Source organism: Pseudomonas sp. NPDC087639, assembly GCF_044743385.1.
In the GTDB taxonomy this organism is placed as follows: domain Bacteria; phylum Pseudomonadota; class Gammaproteobacteria; order Pseudomonadales; family Pseudomonadaceae; genus Aquipseudomonas.
In genome coordinates this window covers 1-1,304 of sequence record NZ_JBIUWI010000185.1, presented here as the reverse complement: position 1 = coordinate 1,304, position 1,304 = coordinate 1, and the positions used below count along the sequence as shown (strand labels likewise).

The 1,304-nt window shown below is 56.1% G+C and carries 2 protein-coding genes; both read left to right on the top strand.

Annotated elements, in window-relative coordinates:
• The first annotated feature begins 38 nt into the window (after positions 1–38).
• Entirely contained in the window at positions 39–662 is a 624-nt protein-coding gene (locus tag ACIOVB_RS27745) for a 50S ribosomal protein L25/general stress protein Ctc (protein ID WP_401272302.1), read from the top strand.
• Between the two features lie 171 nt (positions 663–833).
• The coding region (pth, locus tag ACIOVB_RS27740; protein ID WP_401272301.1) for an aminoacyl-tRNA hydrolase at positions 834–1,304 on the top strand (471 nt) is incomplete at its 3' end.

Here is a 1,304-nt window from a genome sequence, read left to right as displayed (position 1 = left end):
ATACCGTGTTAGGCGCTGGTCGCAAACGCCGCTCGGTCATGGCTATTTTGGAGATACAAAATGAACGATTTTCTCTGAATGCTGAAGTGCGTTCCGACCTGGGGAAAGGTGCGAGCCGCCGCCTGCGTCGTCTCGCCGCTCTGGTTCCAGCTGTTGTTTACGGTGGCGAAAAAGCCCCTGAATCCATCAGCATGCTGGCCAAAGAAGTTGCCAAACTGCTCGAAAACGAAGCGGCTTACAGCCACATCATCGAGCTGAACGTTGGTGGCACCAAGCAGAACGTCATCATCAAAGCTCTGCAACGTCACCCGTCGAAAGGCCACGTTCTGCACGCTGACTTCGTACGCGTTGTAGCAGGTCAGAAACTGACCGCTATCGTGCCTGTACACTTTGTTGGTGAAGAAGCTCCAGTGAAGAAAGGCGGCGAAATCTCGCACGTTACTTCGGAAATCGAAGTGACCTGCCTGCCGAAAGATCTGCCTGAGTTCATCGAAGTCGACCTGTCGAAAGCAGAAATCGGCACCATCATTCACCTGTCGGACCTCAAAGCTCCTAAAGGTGTTGAGTTCGTTGCTCTGGCACACGGCGATGACAAGGCTGTTGCCAACGTCCACGCTCCACGTGTTGCTCCAGAAGCTACCGAAGAAGGCGCAGCAGAGTAATTCACTCTGTAACGCCTGAGTGAGCAGGTAACATCGCGGACTGGAACGTAGCGAGAAAGCGGGCGAGAACGCGGAGTTTACATTCATGGTAAATGAGCAATTTTCGTCCACTTTCGCCGCTTCCCCTGATCGCGGCGATGTTATCCACCACTCCAAGGAAGGGCCCCTATCGTGACTGCCATCAAACTGATCGTTGGCCTGGGAAATCCAGGCGCCGAATACGAACAGACCCGGCATAACGCAGGGGCCCTTTTTGTTGAGCGCATCGCCCACGCACAGAATGTGAATCTTGTGGCCGATCGCAAATATTTCGGCCTGACCGGGCGCTATTCGCACCAGGGTCAGGATGTTCGCCTGCTGATTCCCACCACCTACATGAACCGCAGCGGCCAGGCCGTGGCGGCACTCGCAGGTTTCTTCCGCATCAAGCCTGAAGAAATCCTGGTGGCGCACGACGAACTCGATCTGCCTCCGGGCGTTGCCAAGCTCAAGCAGGGCGGCGGCCATGGCGGTCACAACGGGTTGCGCGACATCATCGCGCAACTGGGTAATCAGAATACTTTCTACCGCCTGCGGCTTGGCATCGGCCACCCGGGCGTCGCCAGTATGGTTTCAAATTTCGTCCTGGGTCGTGCGCCACGC

What these genes read in the sequence shown, in the direction of transcription:
- ACIOVB_RS27745 (WP_401272302.1), top strand. Translation starts at nt 39, where the DNA reads ATGGCTATTTTGGAGATACAAAATGAACGATTTTCTCTGAATGCTGAA.